This is a genomic window from Enterococcus sp. AZ080 (assembly GCF_051714945.1).
Lineage (GTDB): Bacteria > Bacillota > Bacilli > Lactobacillales > Enterococcaceae > Enterococcus_B > Enterococcus_B pernyi.
The window spans coordinates 1297359-1312989 of sequence record NZ_JBIOSV010000001.1 but is presented as its reverse complement, the minus strand read 5'-3'; the positions used below and the strand labels follow the sequence as shown (position 1 = coordinate 1312989).

The 15631-nt window shown below is 40.0% G+C and carries 16 protein-coding genes; 3 read left to right on the top strand and 13 right to left on the bottom strand.

Going from position 1 to position 15631, the window contains the following annotated elements; translation table 11 throughout:
- Positions 1–113: 113 nt before the first annotated feature.
- From IGK01_RS06195 to IGK01_RS06180, 4 genes are all read right to left on the bottom strand, one after another.
- Positions 114–701, bottom strand: a complete 588-nt coding sequence (locus IGK01_RS06195; RefSeq protein WP_023519572.1) for a hypothetical protein — start codon at positions 699–701, stop codon at positions 114–116.
- A gap of 264 nt (positions 702–965) precedes the next feature.
- Positions 966–2279: a GTPase ObgE gene (gene obgE, locus IGK01_RS06190; protein WP_034689254.1), complete on the bottom strand. Its 1314-nt coding sequence runs from the start codon at positions 2277–2279 to the stop codon at positions 966–968.
- A gap of 251 nt (positions 2280–2530) precedes the next feature.
- Positions 2531–3463: an alpha/beta hydrolase gene (locus tag IGK01_RS06185; RefSeq protein WP_438840567.1), complete on the bottom strand. Its 933-nt coding sequence runs from the start codon at positions 3461–3463 to the stop codon at positions 2531–2533.
- A 154-nt stretch (positions 3464–3617) separates the two neighbouring features.
- Positions 3618–4709: a DUF871 domain-containing protein gene (locus IGK01_RS06180; RefSeq protein ID WP_019723746.1), complete on the bottom strand. Its 1092-nt coding sequence runs from the start codon at positions 4707–4709 to the stop codon at positions 3618–3620.
- A 186-nt stretch (positions 4710–4895) separates the two neighbouring features.
- On the opposite strand from IGK01_RS06180, the gene IGK01_RS06175 reads away from it, so the two are divergent.
- Positions 4896–5648 (top strand): peptidylprolyl isomerase, encoded by a 753-nt coding sequence (locus IGK01_RS06175; protein ID WP_019723747.1) that lies wholly within the window; start codon positions 4896–4898, stop codon positions 5646–5648.
- A gap of 444 nt (positions 5649–6092) precedes the next feature.
- Here the strand turns inward: IGK01_RS06175 and fabZ are convergent, their stop codons facing one another.
- Positions 6093–6533, bottom strand: coding sequence for a 3-hydroxyacyl-ACP dehydratase FabZ (gene fabZ, locus IGK01_RS06170; RefSeq protein WP_010735583.1), 441 nt, complete (start codon positions 6531–6533; stop codon positions 6093–6095).
- 210 nt (positions 6534–6743) lie between these two features.
- Between fabZ and fabI the strand changes: the two genes are divergently transcribed.
- Positions 6744–7499 (top strand): enoyl-ACP reductase FabI, encoded by a 756-nt coding sequence (gene fabI / locus IGK01_RS06165; RefSeq protein WP_023519569.1) that lies wholly within the window; start codon positions 6744–6746, stop codon positions 7497–7499.
- Between the two features lie 66 nt (positions 7500–7565).
- Here the strand turns inward: fabI and IGK01_RS06160 are convergent, their stop codons facing one another.
- Positions 7566–8579: a branched-chain amino acid aminotransferase gene (locus tag IGK01_RS06160; protein WP_137072360.1), complete on the bottom strand. Its 1014-nt coding sequence runs from the start codon at positions 8577–8579 to the stop codon at positions 7566–7568.
- Positions 8580–8756: 177 nt separating this feature from the next.
- Here IGK01_RS06160 and IGK01_RS06155 point away from each other — a divergent pair, with 177 nt between their 5' ends.
- Positions 8757–9674 carry a mechanosensitive ion channel family protein gene (locus IGK01_RS06155; RefSeq protein ID WP_010735586.1) on the top strand — a complete coding sequence of 306 codons (918 nt, stop codon included), beginning with the start codon at positions 8757–8759 and terminating at the stop codon, positions 9672–9674.
- A 279-nt stretch (positions 9675–9953) separates the two neighbouring features.
- Here the strand turns inward: IGK01_RS06155 and cbpB are convergent, their stop codons facing one another.
- The 7 genes from cbpB to IGK01_RS06120 form a co-directional block, all read right to left on the bottom strand.
- Positions 9954–10460 carry a cyclic-di-AMP-binding protein CbpB gene (gene cbpB / locus IGK01_RS06150; protein WP_010735587.1) on the bottom strand — a complete coding sequence of 169 codons (507 nt, stop codon included), beginning with the start codon at positions 10458–10460 and terminating at the stop codon, positions 9954–9956.
- 106 nt (positions 10461–10566) lie between these two features.
- Positions 10567–11079, bottom strand: coding sequence for a metallophosphoesterase (locus IGK01_RS06145; protein ID WP_010735588.1), 513 nt, complete (start codon positions 11077–11079; stop codon positions 10567–10569).
- Positions 11080–12432, bottom strand: a complete 1353-nt coding sequence (gene rph / locus IGK01_RS06140; protein WP_438748932.1) for a ribonuclease PH — start codon at positions 12430–12432, stop codon at positions 11080–11082.
- A complete protein-coding gene (racE, locus tag IGK01_RS06135; protein WP_019724592.1) occupies positions 12432–13259 on the bottom strand; it encodes a glutamate racemase in 828 nt (275 codons plus the stop codon). Before racE ends, rph begins: the two co-directional genes overlap by 1 nt.
- 212 nt (positions 13260–13471) lie before the next feature.
- Positions 13472–14128, bottom strand: coding sequence for an amino acid ABC transporter permease (locus tag IGK01_RS06130; protein ID WP_010735591.1), 657 nt, complete (start codon positions 14126–14128; stop codon positions 13472–13474).
- Between the two features lie 14 nt (positions 14129–14142).
- Positions 14143–14790, bottom strand: coding sequence for an amino acid ABC transporter permease (locus IGK01_RS06125; RefSeq protein WP_023519564.1), 648 nt, complete (start codon positions 14788–14790; stop codon positions 14143–14145).
- A 12-nt stretch (positions 14791–14802) separates the two neighbouring features.
- Positions 14803–15618, bottom strand: coding sequence for a transporter substrate-binding domain-containing protein (locus IGK01_RS06120; protein WP_010735593.1), 816 nt, complete (start codon positions 15616–15618; stop codon positions 14803–14805).
- Between the last annotated feature and the right edge of the window lie 13 nt (positions 15619–15631).

The window sequence follows — 15631 nt, the reverse complement described above, 5'->3', positions numbered from 1 at the left end:
GGTAAAATCAGCCGACAATCAACTGAAATTCGCAGGATAATTTTTAGAAGACTGTCCCTATAAATGAAAAGAGTGAATAAGTACCACTATTCTTACATCCATTCTTTTTATCGTTATTCAGAAGGCGTAGTATCCTCTGAGCTATCGGTTGGCTTTTTGTGCTTTTCATCCCAATTTTTCTGCGCTGTTTCTTTTGCATGTTTTTCTACCTCAGTTGCATCATGAACGTCTTGTTCTACTTCTTCATAATCCAATCGAGTGATTTCTCCACCTAATTCCATCATCACAAGTTGGTTCAATGGTCGGTTGTCCTCTTCTTCTGCGATCAAGATCAGACCTGTTGCGCCTTCGCCGATCTTATTTCCAACAAAATCAAACACCGTTTGTGCATCTTTGATTTCCTTGGCATCTTGGCTCGCACCGATCATTCCGCCCGCAAACCATCCTAGCAAGATCCCTAATGGGCCACCTAAAACGCCAACTAGCATTCCGATCAGACCACCTTTAGAGGATTTATTGTTCCCAGTAAAATCTAAGAAGTCTTCGATTTTGAATTGATGGGCGCCATTAGACTGATGGCTGATGACCGCCATTTGTTCGCCTTTGATCGCTCTCGTCATGTGAAGCTTCTTGATTTCGGAAAATGCTTGGTAAGCTTGACTTTCTAACTCAAAATTCAATATGATCACTCGTTTGCTCATGGAGATCGCCTCTTTCTCATTTTCTTTTAGTGTACCTTGGAATAAACAAAAATAAAAGGGAAAACCTTTAAAAAATAACGCAGTATACAAAAAAAGGAGTTTGACATTCGTCAACTCCTCAAATCCGATAAAGGTTCTACGAAAGCCTGCTCCTAAGAGAGTAAGTCAAAACCCAAAAAAATGAACGATCATTTTCTCAAATTTTGCCTTACTACTTGGAACTGAACGGCTATCTAGTCACTTAAATATGTGGTGTATCTAATATTATTCGACAAATTCAAACTCAAACTCACCAATACGCACCAAGTCACCATCTTTTGCACCTCTGGCACGCAAGGCTTCATCGACACCCATCCCACGTAATTGGCGAGCAAAACGCATCACCGTTTCATCGTGGTCAAAGTTAGTCATTTGGAACAACTTCTCGATTTTCTCACCTGACAATACCCATGTCGCATCTGGTTCACGATCAATCGTAAATTCAGGACCTTCTGGATTGAAGCCATAATGAACGGTTTCTTCTTCGATCTCTTCCTCGTATAATGGGAATTCTGGTGTTACTTCCAACAGATCAGCTGTCGCATTCAGTAAGGCATCCAGTCCTTTACGAGTCACACCAGAGATTGGGAATACTGGGATGTCATCGGCAAATTCATCTTCTTTGTTTTTATTTAGTTGTTCTTTGAATTTCACTAGATTTTCTTCTGCATCCGGCATATCCATCTTATTTGCTACAATGATCTGTGGACGCTCTAACAAGCGCAAGTTATGAGAAGACAACTCATGGTTGATCGCCAAGTAATCTTCGTAAGGATCGCGCCCTTCCATTCCACTCATATCGATCACATGCAAAATGACACGAGTACGTTCGATATGACGCAAAAATTGTGTGCCTAATCCGACGCCTTGTGAAGCTCCTTCGATTAGTCCTGGAAGATCCGCCGCCGCAAAACTACGTCCGTCACTTGTAGTGACCATCCCTAGATTTGGTACAAGGGTAGTAAAGTGATACGCCCCGATTTTTGGTCTTGCCGAAGAGATCACAGAAAGCAAGGTCGATTTCCCAACCGAAGGAAAACCTACGAGACCTACGTCTGCTAGTACTTTTAATTCTAATTCGATTTTACGTTCTTGGCCGGGTTCGCCGTTTTCAGCAATTTCCGGCGCAGGGTTTCTTGGAGAAGCAAAACGGATATTTCCGCGACCGCCGCGGCCACCTTTTGCTACTACTAAAGTCTGACCATCTTCGATCAAATCTCCTAAGAGTGCCCCTGTTTCTGCATCACGTACAGTTGTTCCTTGAGGGACTTTGACATACGTATCATCAGAACCACGTCCATGCATCCCTTTACTCATGCCATTTTCACCGGGCTGAGCCTTAAAGTGACGGTTGAAACGGAAGTCCATCAACGTGCGTAAGCCTTCATCAACGACTAAGATCACATCGCCTCCTTGACCGCCATCACCACCAGCCGGTCCTCCATCAGGTACATATTTTTCTCTACGAAACGCAACCATCCCGTCTCCGCCTTTACCAGCCTTCACGTCGATTGTTACTTGATCTAAAAACATGGACATATTATCGTCCTCCTATTTCCTTTTATCTATTCTAACTATACTGACTACCTGAATTTCCACAATAAACACAAGTCCTGTCTATTTTATCGGTGAATGGCCCGTTTGTCCATCATTAAACTGAAAGTTTCACGGAAATACCTGACTCTTTCTTTATTTTACTGCAAGAACGAATGGAGACAAAATAAAACGTTGTGACCAAAAGTTTCAAGAAAGTTCTTAAAGTTCTTTAAGAAACACTTTGGTCACAACAGTTATTTTACATATTTTTCTAGGAAACTACTTACAGTCTTTTGATAATTCTCAGGATCGATCGAATATGCTTTGGCATGCTCTGCTCCTGGGACGATATATTTTTCTTTTGGTCCGTTCGTCGCTTGGTAGACTTTGTCCAACATTTCGTAAGGAACAAATGTATCCGCATCCCCATGGATAAACAGCATCGGTAATTGGTTTTTTTCTAATTGTTTGATCACATTAGCTTCCCCAAAGAAATAGCCGGCTCTGATTTTTGTCATCAAGCTGGTTACTTGGATCAGTGGGAACGGCGGTAAGCTAAATAATTCATTGAGCTGATAAGCCAATTCTTCGTTAACAGAGGAATAACCGCAATCTTCGATGATCGCTTTAACATTTGTAGGCAGTGATTCTCCGCTAGTCATCATCACCGTCGCTGCCCCCATACTAATACCGTATAGAACGATTTCTTCCGATTGACCGTTTGTTTCAAGCACTTGATCGATCCATTTCACATAATCTTTCCGTTCGTGCCAGCCAAAGCCGATATAATCCCCTTCACTTTTTCCGTGTCCACGCGCATCAGGTACTAATACGTTATAGCCAAGATCATGGAACATCTTTGCGTAATTTGCCATCGTTTCTGCATTGCCCATATATCCATGAGCCACAATCGCCGTCTTATGACTGTCTGTTGCTGGTAGATAAATGGCTGATAGCTTCAACCCATCCGTAGATATCTGTTGCCACTCTTTACGATTGTCAGGATTCGCAAACCAAGATTGTGCACTCGATTCTTCATTTGTTTTTGTTGTGCCAGGAGTATCGCCTTCTAAAAAGTCTTTTTCTGAAGGAACAACGGCATAGTTATAAAAATAATTACCCGCAAAGACTAATACGACTGTCACGAGTAATGTCACGCCGATTAAAATTTTGATCCAAAGTTTCATCTTATACCTTCCTTGCTTTCACATTGATGTACTGTCTAAAATTAGTATAAACAAAGAGGACGTGTGATGCAATCTAGAATAAATAATAATCGTCATTGAAAGACCCGTAAAGCGATCAAAGCTTTACGGGTCTTTTCAATATTTAATTGTATAATTATTTACTTTCAATCAACTTGAAGTTTGACCATGGTTTCAAGAAATCAAGTAAGAATAACTCATCGTCTGAGATACGTCCGACGACATTCACTCGCCCATCATTTTTCATTTCCTTTAAAGCAATTTGTGTTTCGCCTTTATATTGACCATAACCAACGTTATCGATCAATACATCCCCACGGGTCATATCTTTCGTATTATGCGCTGGGAATGGTTTGTCTTTGTAATAGATGCGTGTCATCGTGGAACGCAAGATATACTCTGAGCGATCTCCACGATAACTATGAAGGTTGTCGAATAGACAAATACGTTCGTCTTCTGTGATATCGTCTGCTACATCCACTTTTAATGTAGGATAACTTGCAAAGAAGGCTTCAGACATTGCGCGTAATTCCTCTTCACTCGCATAAGCATTTCCTACTGAGATATCATCGATCAAACCTGTCAACATCAAGTGTTTGACTTGCGTCGCGATTTCAAGATCACGATGGTCTTCTAGTGAACAAAGTCCGTCTTGTGTCGGCCATGGGCCAAAGTCGGCTGTTTGTGAATTTACGAATGCCATCGTATTCAAATTATATTTGCGGAATTTCTCCGAACAAGCGACAAAATGATCATATCCTAAACCAGAATAACGATGAGGGTAAAAGTTATGTGAACCTAGTAAGTTATCTGTGTTCGGCGAATAGCTCATGATATTGTCAACATAATTCGTGCCTGAACTCATGTTGATCTCAATTTTGATATTGTATGGATTGCGAGTCATTTTTGCTTCTTCAGCTCCAGTAAATCCAATATCAAGACGAATGCCGTCAGCGCCCATCTCATCAAAGAACGATAGATCATCATAAGAGATCTCTAACTGTTCAAATAAAGCTGGATTGATATCCACCATGACTTCCATCTCTAATTGATTGGCATAATCGACTACCTTTTTAAAGTCTGCTAAGACTTTTTCTTTATCGTCTGCAATTTGTAATAAACTTGTGAATACACGTTTAAATCCGTATTTATGTGCTAAATCTAAATATTCTTTGTCCTTTTCAAACGTTGAACGTTCTGGATAAATTGAAATTCCTAATTTTCCCATGTGTTGATACCCTCCTGGATGTGCGTTTTTGTATCCACTTACATTATAACAAACCGCTTTCAAATGGTCTACACCTTTTGCTATTTATTAAATAATTTCGCTTATTGTTCGAAAAAGTGTAGGTATTTATCTGATAATTTGCTATCATTAAAGATAACAACGAACTAAAAAAGAAAGGAATTACTTATGAAACACAAAAAATTATTTTTAACTATGAGTATGGCTGCAACGCTATTATTTGCAGCTGGTTGTACGTCGAACGGTTCAGATACCGCGTCTTCAAGTACAAAAGAATCTACAGAAAAAACAACAGAGACTAGCACTGTAGAAAGCATCGATTTAAATTCTTTAGAGTTACCTCAATTGAATACAGAAGTCGCTGATAACGAAGATCTAGTTGAAATGGTCACAACTAAAGGAACGATCAAGATCAAACTATTCCCAGAGCTTGCACCAAAAGCTGTGGAGAACTTTATGACTCATGCTAAAGATGGCTATTACGATGGCGTCACTTTCCATCGTGTCATCCAAGACTTTATGATCCAAGGTGGCGATCCTGAAGGGAACGGAACTGGCGGAGAAAGTATTTGGGGAGAAGGTTTCGAAACGGAGATCTCAAACCAACTGTATAACATCCGCGGCGCCCTTTCAATGGCTCGTACACAAGACCCGAATAGTAATGGCAGCCAATTCTTCATCGTACAAAACTCTGATGACATGCATGATGGTTTATTGAAAGATGATTACCCACAAGCTATCATTGACGCTTATAAAAATGGCGGCTACCCTAGCTTAGATGGTGAATACACTGTCTTTGGTCAAGTCGTTGAAGGTATGGACGTCGTTGATGCGATCGCTGCTGTCGAAACAGATAGCTCAGATAAGCCAAAAGAAGATGTGAAGATCGAAAAAATCAACATCTTACAGGAAGCAAAATAAACACACATTTGATCACTTTGAGGTCGTGACAGAAGTGTTCAGCCTCGAGAAATAAGGCGCCATCCACGAAAATTGTTTTTCAAATTTTTGTGGATGGCGCCTTATTTTTCGAAGAGGTTACTTTTGTTCCCGCCGTTTATTCGGTTATAGGTGGGTGAGATGAACGAATGTCCCACTCCCTTTTTTACTAAAAAAACTTTTGATGGCTGGGACTTTACAACTATTTTTTATATTTTCGCTAAAAAATAATTTTTTTATTTTCATCTTTAGTAAAACTTAACATTTTCAAAACAGTCTTAAATAGACAAAAAAAGATCATCTAAGAATAGAAAACTATTCAGAAGATGATTCTTTTTTGCGGAAAGCTACTTTCCACTCCCCTATTGCCATATCTATTGATATTTTTAGAACCTCTCTATGGGTTCCTAAAGTTTATTTTTATCTTTATGCTTGCTCATTGACGATAAATGTAAATTCACATTCACACACTTTTTTATCGTCAACAAAAGCTTCAGAAATCGCAGTCCCTACAGGTCCTTTCATTTTGATGATCTCAAAATGACACTTCATCACATCCCCAGGAACGACTTTTTGACGGAATTTTGCTTTGTTGATCCCACCGATATACGCACGTTTCCCTAGGAACTCTTCTGATTTTAAAATCAAGATCGAACCTGCTTGTGCAAGGGTTTCTAGGATCAACGCTCCGGGCATGACAGGATTGTCAGGGAAATGACCTTGGAAAAAATCTTCATTGATCGTTACATTTTTTGTTGCAATGATCTTCTTTCCTGAATCGATCGAATCCACGTAATCGATGTAACAAATTGGGTAACGGTTTGGAATAAGATCCATTACTTCCGTTGCTGATAATGCGTATGACATAGTTTACTCCTTCTTTCGGGCAATTGCCGTAATTAATACTTTGATTATCAAAGTATCATATTCTTGATTATTTGGCAATCATTTTTTATTCATCAAAAAAATAGTTTGACAATCAAAGCATTTTACTGAATAATAAGAAATCAAGAAGTTATTTTTTTGCACTTATATTATCGTCAAACAAAACTTTTATTGAATCAAAGGAGTGTCTATATGTCTTTTTTAGAAGGAAAAAAAATCGTGATCATGGGTGTTGCGAATAAACGCAGTATTGCTTGGGGTTGTGCAGAAGCAATGATGCAACAAGGCGCTGAGATCATCTATACGTACCAAAATGAACGTATGAAAAAATCGCTAGTCAAATTAGTCGGTGAAGATGCCTTCACTGTAGAGTGTGATGTTGCTAGCGATGAGAGCATCGAAAAAGCGATGGATACGATTGGTGAATATGCCGGTGAAATCCATGGTTTGGTCCATGCTGTTGCTTATGCCAACAAAGAAGAGCTTTCAGGTAACGTTTCTGATATTTCAAGAGAGGGTTATCAATTAGCACAAGACATCAGCAGCTATTCATTGATCGCTGTATCGAAGTATGCCCAAAAATACTTAGCTCCCAACAGCGGCATCGTAAGTATGTCTTATCTTGGTTCACAACGAGCGATCCCTAATTATAATATGATGGGAATCGCAAAAGCTTCACTAGAAGCTGCCATTCGCTACTTAGCCGCTGAATTCTCACCTAAAGGAATCCGTGTCAATGGGATCTCTGCTGGTGCGATCAAAACGTTAGCAGTTACTGGTGTGAAGGATTACCAAAAATTGATCGAGTTATCCGAATCACGCACCCCCGATCAACAAGGTGTGACGATCGAAGAAGTCGGAAATACTTGTGCTTTCTTGATCAGCCCCCTATCTAGCGGGATCATCGGTGATATCATTTACGTAGATAAAGGTGTTCACTTATCTTGATCCAATAAAAAATCAGCCCTCCAATGTGAGAGCTGATTTTTTTGTAGTTATTTTTAAAGCCAGTCATTATTCGACGACTTCGATCCAACCTTCTGGTGCTTCGATATCCCCAAACTGGATACCCGTCAATTCATCATATAAACGCTTAGTTACTGGTCCTACTTCTGTCTCACTGTAAAAGACATGTAAATCATTTTTATAGTAGATTCCACCAATCGGTGAAATCACCGCTGCGGTTCCACACGCACCTGCTTCTGCAAATTGATCAAGTTGATCGATGTAGATGTCTCCCTCAACTGCTTTAAGCCCCAAACGTTCTTCCGCAATCTGCAACAAGGAATACTTCGTAATACTTGGTAAAATCGAAGGCGATTGCGGTGTGATGAACTGGTTGTCTTTAGTGATACCAAAGAAATTCGCCGCGCCGACTTCTTCAATTTTTGTGTGCGTCGCTGGATCTAGGTAAACGCAATCTGAATAATTTAATTCTTTCGCTTCAGTCCCCGGTAATAGACTTGCTGCGTAGTTACCTCCTACTTTGGCAGCTCCTGTTCCATTAGGTGCCGCTCGGTCATAGTCAGAAACGATAAAGTTCGTTGGTTTCAATCCACCTTTGAAATAGGCTCCTACAGGCGTACAGAAAACAACAAACAAATACTCAGGCGCTGGATGAACACCAATGTTTTCTCCAACCCCGATCAGGAAAGGCCGTAAATACAACGTTGCTCCTGAACCATAAGGTGGAACAAAGGCTTCATTTGCTTTTACGACTTCTTTCACTGCATCAACAAACATTTTTTCTGGAACCATGGGCATCAATAAACGTCTGGCACTCTGGTTCAAGCGACGACTGTTTTGCTCTGGACGGAATAAATTGACCTTTCCATCTTTTCTGCGATAAGCCTTTAATCCTTCAAAGCACTGTTGGCCATAGTGAAGTGCGGGCGATCCTTCATGAAGTGACAGATAATTATCCTCGGTCAATTCGCCTTTTTCCCACTCTCCATCTTTCCATTTGGCAACGTAGCGCCAAGGTGTTTTGATGTAAGAAAATCCTAAGTTATCCCAATCTATTTGCATGTTCATACCACCAATCGTCAGTTTTGAAATATTTTAGCACTATCTCTCCCATTTGTCATCGTTTATTTTAACCACTTGTTATTGCAAGTGTGATTGGTAGCTTATCTAATGATTTATTTTGATTTTTATGCTGTTCTTGTTACAATACAAAAGAGACTAATTAGAAAAGGGGATTTTATGTTTTCATTCATTGCAACAGCAGAAACAACAAGCTCAACTGGAGAAAATTTGACTGATCAAGCGGTTAGTCAACTCAATGCGTTCCAACGTTTTTGGAATAATATTGATTGGGATGGGATTTTTTCTACAATGATCCAAAAAGGATTATTCCTTATTTTTTTGATTATTCTTTTTGGCCTCATTAATCGAATCGGTAAATACTTGATCGACAAATCTTTTAAACAATATTCAAAAAAAACCGTTCTTAACGGTAGCCGCTTAAAAACGTTACAAAGTCTTTTAAATACCATTTTCAATTATACGATTGGCTTTTTCTTTATTTATGCCATCCTATCCGTGATCGGTGTGCCGATTGGTTCACTATTAGCCGGAGCAGGGATTGCCGGAGTAGCCATCGGTTTAGGCGCACAAGGCTTTATGAGTGATGTAATCACTGGCTTCTTTATTATCATGGAACAACAAATGGACGTTGGCGACTATGTCAAATTAACGAATCTTACGATCGAAGGAACCGTGGTATCCGTTGGTATCCGGACACTGCAACTCAAAGGTGTTGACGGTACCGTCCACTTCATTCCAAACCGTAGTATCACAACGATCAGTAACCTTTCTCGTTCCAATATGCAAGTCGTTCTTGATATTCGGATCGTTCCGGAAGAAGGCTATGATAAGATCTATGAGATCATTCAAAAAGTTAATGAAACGTTAGCTGTAAAATACGAAGAAGAATTACAAACTGAGCCATCGATCTTTGGATTGGTCGATATCGGCAACAGTAACTTTGCGATTCGGACAATTTGTTACGTTTTAAATGGTAAACAGTTCGAATTGAAAGAAGAATTTTTGAGTTCATATGTCAAAGAACTGACAGCTGCCGGTTACAGCATCCCAAATACACCGATCGTGTTGAAATAGTTTATGTAGTGTCTACGCTGGGAGTGGGACATTAGCCCTCTCCTACCATCTAAAACCGAATGAACAGAAGTGTTTAGGTTTGACCTCTTTTTTTAATCATTAGAAAAATGTCTAAAATGACTAAATTATTTGATTCTCAGGACAAACTTTATTCCCACTCGTGCCATTCCTTAATACTTCAAATGAAGCGACGTCCAGAAGTTAGAAATATAATCTAACTTTTAGGCGTCGCTTCATTTGTTTTATGTCTTTCTATTTTGTGAGTAGGATCAATTACCTTTAACTAACGATATCGATTCTTTCTCTTAAATCATCTACATCTATTTTTGGTGATACAATATTTTGACGTTCTAATTCGTGTACCATGTAATTGACTGCTTTCAATAACTCTTTTCGTGTGATGATTCCTTTGAACACTTTATCCTCTGTGACAACTGGCAAGAACGAAGCATCCACTAGTAAATGAAGAACTTCTTCTAGTTCCCAATTTTCATCAATGGTTGGTACATCGGTTTCCATTACATCAGCAACTGTTAGGCCTTCTAATGGTTCCATACTGATTGTTTGTAGGTCCATCATCTTATTGACAACATTCGACAGACTGACTAGACCAACAAAGCGATCATCTTTCCCTAAGACAGGGATTTTAGTGTAGCCAACTTTCGATAAAACTAATAGTCCATGCGATAACGGATGTTGATACATAACATTTGCCACGTTTTCTGCTGGAACCAAAAATGTCTCTTGATTTTGCAGTAATAACTCTCTTACAATTGGTCCAATCATGTATTGGCCCTCCATTTCAAATTCTTTCAATATCTCTATTTTACCGAAAACGGATGCAAAATCTATACAAACATTTCTTTTTTTAGCAAAAATTAGAGTTTGTTTGTCAGCGTTTATATTCAAATGCCATGTTATCGATTTTTTTGTGTGATCGATTATAGTATTGGACAGCAAGTGTCTCTTTCGTACTCTCAATGATTGCGTAAGCTGGGATTTGGATCATTCCTCGAGGTTGGGAAATGCTTCCTGGATTTAAGAACAAGATACCTTCTTCAAATTCACACCCTAGTTGATGGGTGTGCCCAAAAAGAGCAATCGTTGCTTGTTGCTCTTTTGCTTCAAGGGCTAACTGAGTCAAACCAAAGCGGACATTCGATAAATGGCCGTGCGTCATATATACCCGATCAAGCCCAGTATCTACAACTCGTTTGGTCTCAAAGTCTGTGCCGAAATCACAATTGCCTTGTACACCGAGATAGGTTTCCCAAACTTCATCTGTTGCGTCAAGTTCTGAATCGCCACAATGAAAGAAATAATCAACTTGATTTTGATACTGGGTCAGCAATTCTTTGATGATTGCTCGATCCCCATGGTTGTCACTAACGACTAAATAGCGCATCTACTCCACTCCTTCCAACCATCCCTGCCAAACTTGGCTTAGTTTTGCCATAGCCAAGCCTCGGTGACTGTGGTTATTTTTTTCTTCACTTGAGATTTCTGCCGCTGTTTGAGTGTACCCATCAGGAATGAACAAAGGGTCATAGCCAAAACCATTTTCGCCTTTAGGTATCCGACCAATTCGTCCAGGCCACTCTGCTTCCACTACTAAACTTTCTTTATTTGGCTCAGCGAAAACCAACGTACAATGAAATTGTGCGGTGCGTTCTTCATCAGCTACATCGGTTAATTCAAAAAGTAATTTTGCGTTATTTGCCGCATCACTCTTATGTTCGCCAGCAAAACGGGCAGAATAAACTCCTGGTCTACCACCTAACACATCGACTTTCAGGCCAGAGTCATCCGCCAATACTGGCTGGTTCAATACTTGAGCAATCGTTTCTGCTTTTAACCGAGCGTTTTCTTCGAATGTTGTACCTGTTTCTTCGACATCAGGTATCTCAGGATAATCAAACAATGTTTTGACTGTATAGCCTTCTTTCGCAAATAAGGTACGGAATTCTTCTGCTTTGCCTGCATTTCGAGTAGCAATCACAATCGTTTTTTCTGTCGGTTCAGGCGTAGTGTCTGACCATTCACTCAACAAAACATTTTTTTGTTCAAAAATCAGTGATTCGATCGCTGTTTTGCCATAAACAAGCATTTCGTTCAATTGTTCACCATCAAAGGTAGCTGCTTCGCCTGTCCCTTGGATTTCCACAAATTTGCCCGATTCCGTCATCACTAAGTTCATATCGACTTCTGCTGCAACGTCTTCGTGATAATCCAAATCAGTCACACATGTCCCATCAGCTAAAATCCCTACACTGATGGCAGCTAAATGTTCTTTGATTGGATCATTCGCTAACACTTTTTTCTGTAATAATTTTTCGATAGCTAATCTTAAAGCCACAAATGCACCGGTAATACTTGCTGTTCGGGTGCCACCGTCTGCTTGGATCACGTCACAATCAACGATGATACTGCGTTCACCAAGTTTCTCGAGATCGACGACCGCACGCAACGAACGACCGATCAAACGTTGGATCTCCATCGTCCGTCCACTTAACTTACCTTTGCTGCTTTCACGACGATTTCTCGTATTCGTGGCGCGGGGCAACATACTGTATTCTGCTGTCACCCATCCTTTACCAGTCCCTTTTAAAAACGGGGGGACTGTCTCTTCAACCGTTGCCGCACAAATCACTTTCGTATCGCCAAAGCTGATCAAAACTGATCCTTCTGGATGCTTCAGCACATTTGTTTCAATCGTGATTTTACGTAAATCTTGGACATTTCTTCCGTCATGACGCATCATTGCTCTTTTCCTCCTAAATCAATCGATTCAACGATCAGTTCTTTTAATCCTAACCAATCTTGGGCAATCTCATGGAACATTTTAGCTGATCCTGTCGTATAAAACTGACAAAGCGTTCGGCCATTTTGTGGTGAATTACTGATTTCAAAATAGTCAAGTAACATCGAAACTTCGCCAATCGTTTCTGCTCCTGAATCGATTAGCATGACTTTATCCCCCATAACATTCTGAATGATCGGGCGAAGGAGTGGATAATGGGTGCAACCTAAAATCAAGGTGTCGATCCCTTTTAATTCTAATGGAGCTAAAGTTTGGGCCACGATTTTTTTAGCGACTGATGATCGGTATTCTTTACTTTCTACGACTGACACAAACTTTGGACACGCCAAGCTGGTGACTTTCAGTTCGGGTGCTTTATCCAGCAAGGCCGTCTCGTAAGCGGCACTTTTGACGGTTCCAATTGTTCCAATCACCCCTACTCGGTGATTTTTCGTTTGTTTGACTGCCGCTCTCGTTCCTGGCAAAATCACACCGATCACTGGAATCGAGAGTGTTGCTTTGATTTCTTCTAATGCGACCGCAGTTGCCGTATTACAGGCAATCACAAGCATCTTTATGCCTTTTTCAACTAAATAATTCGTCATTTCCCATGTATAAGCGATCACTTGCTCTGCTGGTCTTGGTCCATATGGACAGCGCGCGGTATCGCCAACGTATAATATGTTTTCATTCGGCAATTGCTTCAATGCTTCTTTGACGACTGTAAGACCGCCAACTCCTGAATCAATAAAACCGATCGGACGTTTATCTGTCAATCGAATCATCCTTTTTCAAAAAAATTCTACCTTCTATATTGTGGACTTTTTGACGTGATTTATCAAGTCCTACAATCTGCTTTCCTGCTCTTTTTCCACATGACGACTCAACACGTGTCCCGATGGATTTTTTGGATAACGTAAGAAGGAATCCACAAAAAATTTTTAAAAAAATTTCGTGGATTCCTTCTTAATTCCCATTTAAAATACGATTTTTTCTACTAATAACTATACTTTCTTCTTTCTAGGTAAGAAGAAAGTAAAGAAAGTGCGTAACATACGACAAAATACATGAAAGTCATCATAACGAACATTGGTAAGACATAATTGGTATTTTGACCGTAGACGATCCGCGCTTGGTGTGTCAATTCTGGCAACGAGATGATCACCGCTAAAGAAGTGTCTTTGATCAACGAGATCAACTGACTGACGATAGCAGGAATCATTGACTTAAATGCTTGCGGCATGATGATCGTACGCATCGTTTCCACATAGCTTAATCCCGTGGAAAGCCCTGCTTCCATCTGACCTTTCGGCACAGCATTCAAACCTGCACGGAAAATCTCTGATAACATGGCAGATTCAAAAATCGTCAATGCTGCAACTGCTGACCAAAAGATGTTCATTTGGATACCGATTTGCGGTAAAGCAAAATAAGTGAAAAAGATGATCAGCAATAATGGCAGATTACGAATGATGTCGATAATCAAACCTACTATTTTTGATAAATAAGGAATACTCGCAAAACGAAGAACACCTGTCAGCCCACCGATCAGAAAACTAAAAATGATGGAGAAGAGCGAAACTTCGATCGTTACTTTTAGTCCTTCCAGTAAAAAGCGAATATTCATCCATGAAAATGCACCACTAAAATCCATTGAGATTCTCCTTTCTATGAACGAACTGCCCATTTTTTCTCAAGATAAACCATCAAATAAGACAATGGTAAGGTAATGATCAAGTAAAATAAACCGACGATGATATAGGTATCAAACGTGTTGAAAGTTTCACTAGCGATCAAATCCCCTTGATACATGATATCCAAACCAGCAACAATTGCTAAAATCGATGAATTTTTGACCAAATTGATAAATTGATTGCCTAATGGTGGGATAACGATTTTAAATGCCTGTGGCAATACGATGTAACGCATCGTCTCTGAGTAAGTAAATCCTGATGAAAGACCAGCCTCCATTTGACCTTTTGGCACAGTTTGGATGCCCGAACGAACGGTTTCTGCAATAAATGCGGAAGTATAGATCGTCAGCCCGATCGTTCCTGCTTGAAAACCATCAAAGCTGATCCAATAAAGTGGTAATACGACATAGAAGAACATCACGATGATCAATAACGGGATATTCCTAAAAAATTCAACATAGGCTTTCGCTAAACCACGAATCCATTTATTGTGTGACAATTGAAAAATCGCCATCAACGTTCCGATGATCAAACTGAATAAAAGTGCCAAGACACTTGATAGGATCGTTACTTTAAATCCATCAAGGAAGGCTGGCCCATAAGTTTGTATCAATTCACTCATTGTATTCCCTCCTTAATCAATTTTTCCCTGAGTCGTATCTGGGAACCATTTTTCATAAATCTTATCGTAGGTGCCGTCTTCAACCATTTCCGCTAATGCTTGGTTGACTGCATCTAAGAAATTTTCTTGTCCTTTGTTGATTGCAATACCATAAGGCTCTTTGGTAAATGTTCCACCTGCTAATTCATAGCTAGGGTTCTCCGCTGCCATTCCGAGTAAGATCGCATTGTCTGTCGTCATGGCATCACCTTGCCCCGATTGTAAGGCAGTAAATGCTTCTGCATAGTTCTCTAACTCCAAGATCCGCGCATCAGGTGCATGTTCTCTGATGTTGGCAGCTGAAGTCGAGCCTTTTACCGCTAGAACAGTCGTTTCAGCGTTTAAATCCTCCACACTTTTGATGGGACTACCCTTTTCAACGAGCAATGATTGTCCGGCGTCAAAATAAACTGAAGAGAAATCGACTTGCTTTTTACGTTCTTCGGTAATCGTCATCGTCGCAATGATGGCATCGATATTCCCATTTTTTAATAATGGGATTCTTGTTTTAGAAGTGACTTCGACAAACTCTGCTTTTCCGTCCTCTCCTAAAATCTTCTTCGTGATTGCTTTGGCGATATCGATATCAAACCCTTGAACAGTGCGGCTTTCGATATCCATCATCCCAAACAATCGTGTATCGTATTTGACACCCCAAATGATCTCGTTCGTTTCTTTACTACGAGTTAAAATATCTTTTTCTGCCAAACTGCTACCTTTACAGCCGCTCAATACTAGAAATACTAGCCCAAAAAGAAATAATAAACGAGTGAATGTTGTCTTACGCATATCGTTCCTCCTA